Origin of the sequence: Enterobacter cloacae complex sp. ECC445 (assembly GCF_021892025.1) — a bacterium.
In the GTDB taxonomy this organism is placed as follows: Bacteria; Pseudomonadota; Gammaproteobacteria; order Enterobacterales; family Enterobacteriaceae; genus Enterobacter; species Enterobacter chengduensis.
Genome location: NZ_JAKLRZ010000055.1, coordinates 1 through 5,730 on the forward strand (window position 1 = coordinate 1; position 5,730 = coordinate 5,730).

At 44.2% G+C, this 5,730-nt stretch carries 4 protein-coding genes; all 4 read left to right on the top strand.

Features of this window, described 5'->3' with window-relative positions; genetic code table 11:
• Window positions 1-918, top strand: a 918-nt coding sequence (locus L6R44_RS24735; RefSeq protein ID WP_237425689.1) for a TnsA endonuclease N-terminal domain-containing protein, incomplete at its 5' end; no start/stop codon positions are given.
• Window positions 905-3,025 carry a transposase gene (locus L6R44_RS24740; RefSeq protein WP_237425690.1) on the top strand — a complete coding sequence of 707 codons (2,121 nt, stop codon included), beginning with the start codon at window positions 905-907 and terminating at the stop codon, window positions 3,023-3,025. The genes L6R44_RS24735 and L6R44_RS24740, both read left to right, overlap by 14 nt.
• Window positions 3,026-3,027: 2 nt before the next feature.
• Window positions 3,028-4,491 (top strand): ATP-binding protein, encoded by a 1,464-nt coding sequence (locus L6R44_RS24745; RefSeq protein ID WP_237425691.1) that lies wholly within the window; start codon window positions 3,028-3,030, stop codon window positions 4,489-4,491.
• A 28-nt stretch (window positions 4,492-4,519) separates the two neighbouring features.
• The gene (locus tag L6R44_RS24750; RefSeq protein ID WP_237425692.1) at window positions 4,520-5,515 is read left to right on the top strand and encodes a TniQ family protein; all 996 of its coding nucleotides are present in this window, start codon (window positions 4,520-4,522) and stop codon (window positions 5,513-5,515) included.
• The last annotated feature ends 215 nt before the right edge of the window (window positions 5,516-5,730 follow it).

Below are 5,730 nucleotides of genomic sequence, written 5' to 3' on the forward strand. Positions count from 1 at the left end.
TGTTTGGCGATTGATCAGATCGCACAATCCGGGCTGAGTTCCCTTTCAGTGATCTACTATTTTGCGAAGCTATTTAGAGGAAGACGGTTTACATCGTTTGAGAGCTATGAAAAAGCACTCAGGGACGGGATTGGCCTTGGAACCGGGGAAAACTATCAGCCCTGGATGCGACCACAAGACTTTACCAACTCAACGGGCATCCGCTCAGCTATCCGCGGTTTGAAAACGTTCAGACAGCACAACACTCTGTCCGGGATTGAAAGCGAGTTTTATTACCTTGCCGAATTCAATGATTCTGTAATTGACATTCGCGAACAGTTTCCGCTTCTCCCCGTCACGCTCACGCAAAACATAGCCCACATTCTTAATGTCCCCCATCCGGCATTACGCAGGAAAGTCTGCGACACAAATAAGCCAGCAGTGCCCGCCGTCATGACAACAGATTTCGTTCTGACATTTAGAAACCAGGACGGAACCATCAAATATAAGTCTTATTCAGTGAAACCTGATGAAATCATTTCCAGACGTAATGCCGAAAAACAAGAAATTGAGAGACTGTTCTGGGAGGGCATTAATGTACGTTTTCAAATATATACAGGGTCAGAGGTTACCAGAATAAAAAGTGGTAATATTAGCTGGTTTACCGCCCCTTTCAGGATGAACGGACTCCCCGATTATCATCTTGATGCGTCCTTATTAAGGGCGTTTCCTCCCGGTCAGTACGTTCTTCTTCATATGGTAAAACAAATTGCTTCATCTTTACGGATCAGCACTGATGATGCTTTCATCGCGCTGAAATTTATGTTAGCAACCAAAAGCATCGAAGTTGATCTCACCTCGGACATCGTTAGCAATGGATGTATTGTCGTTTTAAGCAACTGCGCATGCGACATGGGATTAGCAAATGAAAATAATTAAGAATTCCGTCTGGACAGTTTCAAAAATTGAAGGGCTCCCCAATGCCCTGTACCGGGTGCTTGCCCTGTACGAGGAAACAGGGACCATGGTTTTGTATGAACTTAACGACAACAAAATCACACGTCCGAAACTTTTTTATATTGAACAATTTAAGCTGGGCGTTCAGGAAAGAAACATCGTGCACTACAACTATCCTATTCCTGTATGGATGATGACCATAGAAAATGATATTCCGGATAAAAACAGGAGCCGGAGAGATAAGAATTTCGCCCTGATTAGCCCACTATTGTCTGATCCAGAGTTTCTCTTTTTGTACGCACTCAACGAGCGAAGTCCGTTGTTAAGAAATTATGCAAAGGACAACAACGTCAGCTATTCCACAATAAAAAAATTATTATCGAACTGCTGGAAATACGGAAGAGGTAAACAATCACTGACGCCAGCATACGCCAGGAGTGGAGGGAATGGGGGCAAAAAAACAGTTAAGTCCGTTTCTGTTGGCCGTAAAAAGAAAGGGCGCGCCCTCATTGACGGCAGAGCAGAAACCTACATCATGCGAGAACGGGACTCAGCTAACATAAAAAAAATCCTGAAAAAACACTACCTCAAACCGAAAGGCAAAAGCCAGGCTGAATGCTGGCGCATCTATCTTGAAGAATACTTCCCTCAACTGGCTTCAGTAACTCAGGACTGCGCCATTCCCTATCCTTCCCTGGCACAGTTCAGATATTGCATCACTAAACTTTTCTCTCTTGCTGAGATCGCACGTCGGCGCACAACAGAAAGAGACTTTTTACTCAACAAACGGGCTTTAGCGGGGTCTTCTGCTGACCCTGATACGCTTCCGGGCTCAGTATTCGAAATTGATGCGACAGTTGCTGATGTGCATCTGGTATCTGAATTAACGGGAGATGTGGTTGGGCGACCGACAGTGTATCTCGTTGCTGATCGTGCAACCCGTATGATAACCGGCATGCATGTGTCTTATCTTTATGCTTCCTGGCGAGCAGCATCTCAGGCACTTGCTAACTGTTTTTCACCGAAAGGACAGTACTGTCAGTTATTTGGTATCAATGATATTAGCGATGACCGCTGGCCATGCGCCCATGTACCAACAAAGTTACTTTGCGATAATGCAGAAATGCTGGGCCTTAAAACGCAGTCTGCAGTTGTTCCCTTCACGGAATTAATGTTTGCTCCTTCCTACAGGGCTGACCTGAAAGGCGTTGTTGAAAGCAGGTTCCGCATACTTAACCAAAAGGCAATCCATAAGCTTCTGGGTACGACAAGAGGCGGATTTGTTGTCAGGGGTGAGACCCGGCCACAATTAAGGTCATGTTATACGCTTAAAGCGTTTACAGAAATCATGATACGTGCCGTTGATGAGTATAACCATGCCCTGAATACAGAACTTCTGTATATTAACCCTCTTCTTCTTGAACATAATATGATCGCTACCCCCGTCAATAGCTGGAATGTAAGTATCATTAACTTCCGTTTTGGTGGTTATCAGATCACTGAGCACGAAATTATATCAAGACTTCTGTACCCGGACAGCGCAAGTATTACTGGCAAGGGAATTCAATACGGTAATCGATTCTATGAGTGTTCAGAGGATGAGATGGTCAGGGCCAGAAGCTTCGGTCAGACACGTGTTGATGTGCGGATTAATGATAACTCCATGGACAAAATTTATATAAGAAGCGGAAAAGATACAGTTTTTTCGCAACGGGAACTGCTGTCCAGACGAAAAATATTTCAGGGCCTTCCTCATATGGAAGCAGAAGTTGTTTCTGATATTGTCGATATGCTTAAGAGCAGTAATGTTATTACACCTGAGTCGATGGCATTGCGTAAACTGATTGAAGCTAATGAACAGGAAGGCGAAATTTTGCTGGCAGCACTTAGGAAAAAGGGTCGTGGGCGCTATAAAAACATAAGGGAAAATCGAAGAAAAGAAGTGCTATATGCTCAACAGGGAGACTCCAGAAAGACCAGTGAGAATTACAAACTTCCCCCAGCAAACAACATTGTGATTTTACCAGGTCCCGAAGAAAGGAAAGCGTGGCTTACAAAACAAAACGATCCTTACAAGAAGGATAAATAGCCATGACTGTGAATGCAAAATATCACCAGGCAGATTTGCCAGAATACAGAGGTAACCCTCTGATAGAAGCACTCCCTCCCCTCATGTCCCGGGAAGATGTCATGCTGGCTCTCAGCAATTTTCCTGAAATTAATGAAAACGAACGTGAACTAAGCGATGAGGTGCGTGAACAGTACATTGATCGTATAGATGCCTTCCGCTGTCCTCAAGGAATATTCTTCGACTGTTACAAGGCAATAGTACGACTTCTGCGAACAGGTTATACAAACCGTAACCCACTTGATATTCACACGATTCGGTTTCTTCATTACAGCGTAGAGGGAAGTTTAGGTGAAGCTCTCGGCGATGGATTTCATCGGCCCCGGGCAGGGACTTTCTCCATTACTGGCATAAGCGGTGTGGGTAAATCAACCATGCTTGAGCAGGTACTGGGGCATTTTCCACAGATCATAGACCATAATGTTTATCAGGGGCACGATCTTACCCCTCTTCGTCAGGTTGTCTGGCTTAAAATAAATTGCCCTCCAAATTCGAAAGCACGTGACCTGACGGAAATCTTACTTGCCGCTATCGACGATGCTCTTGGGCTTAAGCGTACTACCCCGCCATCAAGGACAGGTACGTTACTCCGGCTCATCGCTCAGAAAATTAAGTCTGCCTTCATTGGCGTGCTAGTTATTGACGAAATGCAAAGACTGACCCGCACAAACGGTGATGAACAGCTTATCAATTTTCTTCATGACATCGTCGATACCTTAGGTGTCCCACTAGTCTTTTGCGGAAATCCAGAATTCGAAGACAAAATGCGCCAACGGTTACGCTTCGCCAGACGTGCAGAAACCGCAGGCTTCATTCGTCTTAATCCGCTCGCGTACCAGACGTCAGACTGGCAATCCTTCATTCAGTACCTGTGGCGCTATCAGTGGACTAATGTCTACACTCCACTTAATGATGAGCTCAACATTAAAATGCATAAGCTGTCGAAAGGAAATCTGGCGATAGCACAGCGATTATTTGTTACTGCGCAATTAAAAGTTATTGGCACCGGTAATGAAGTTATTACACCCGCTTTGTTGGGTCTTTCCGAATCCGTATTAACCAGTCGTGCTGACGAATTTATCCAGGCAGACGCTCTCATTTGTGAAGAGGAACTGCCCGAATTATCAGAGTCTGAAGAGACTGTATTACCTCAGAAGAATCAGGGTAAAAGCCTCCTCAACAGCCTTGTTATCAGGCAAGAACCAGTAAGACTGGTGCATAAATCATTCACAGTCACAGCCGATTTGAACCGCCCCCAGCATGAGGAGTTTGCGGTAGAGTTAAATAAATATACTGCACAAACTGATGCGATCCTAGCCAAAAGGTGTGAGCCTGTCCTGTTCCGTGCACTCTGCCAAAACAAATGTCGTTACAGTGCCCTGGAACACTACGACCGGCTTTGCAACGATCCTTCAACAGAAACATGATGTACTACATGGAATGGCGTGGTGGTATATGTTGTTAAAAGCATTCCCGGGTGAAATCCTTTTTAGTCGGCTTTGCAGAAGCTTGTCAGTAAGTGGACTGCCGGTGCAGAAATTTTCAAGGAGCCTCGGGCTGGAAGCCCGGTCCTCATTTCATCCTTTCCTGACCCAGCATCTGACAGAGATTGCTGAGACTAGTCACGAAAACGCTGAGCTTCTCTGGGCGGAACAAACCCTGTTCCCTCTATGGGTATGGTCAATGCCCGGTTATGCAAAAGCACTTCGGCAACTGACGGGCCCTCCGGCACGTTTGCTATGGTTTTATCAGCTTACAGGCAACCACTCATCCCAAAGGATGCAACTTCATTTTTGCCCTGTATGCGCAAGGGAAGATGCAACGGGATATGGTGTCCCTTACTGGCATTGTGAACATCAGATCCCAGGAGTGAGCATCTGTAAACGCCACTGTTGCCGGTTAATGCCCAGGTTGGTTCCACCCAGTCCTCACATTGCTGTTGAATTTTACCCCGACAAGTTCAACAACATGATTCTAAGTAAGAACATAGAAAATGATTTTGCAGTCTTTGCCAGTCAGATATTGACTCGCCTGGCGCATGGTGAAGAAATATCAGATAATTACTTATCCGGTTTTACCTCGACCAGAACTGATGTGAAGAACATGAAGCACAGCGGAAACGAAAAACTCTACATGTCATTGAACGACCTGATTAGGCATTTGTGGGAGGAAAATTCTGACCCTGTTATCTCTGATAGATCACACTTCCTTTATTACATCACCTCTAACTTTGAAAATATGTTCCCTGCACAAAAATTACTTCTCTGTTTTTATTTGCATCGCATGCAAAGCATAAGGCAACGTGTTAGTGAAGAGCACAACACCCCACACCAAATTAATAAAGAAAACATAAACAATAAAGTACACAAGGACGTCATGGAATTAAACCACCTGATGGTCAGACTTTGGCCTTCAACAAAATTCATCGTCGAGTTTCGAACCTTCTCATGACATATTACTTCGTCATAAAAATATCAAATTCAAATAAAAGAGCAATTGTTAGAATTTCGCCATTTTAGTAAGCGCGACGGCATGAACACTTTTAACATTATTCATAACTCAGCACATCAGAGCAATACTAAAATGGAATGCTGAATATTGAACATGCTATAAAACAACCATAAAAATTACATGCCTGTATTAAAATTTTTATCATATATTATATA

Bases quoted from the DNA above. Each gene is read 5' to 3' on its own strand.
- L6R44_RS24740 (WP_237425690.1), top strand. From the start codon at position 905: ATGAAAATAATTAAGAATTCCGTCTGGACAGTTTCAAAAATTGAAGGG.
- L6R44_RS24745 (WP_237425691.1), top strand. From the start codon at position 3,028: ATGACTGTGAATGCAAAATATCACCAGGCAGATTTGCCAGAATACAGA.
- L6R44_RS24750 (WP_237425692.1), top strand. From the start codon at position 4,520: ATGTTGTTAAAAGCATTCCCGGGTGAAATCCTTTTTAGTCGGCTTTGC.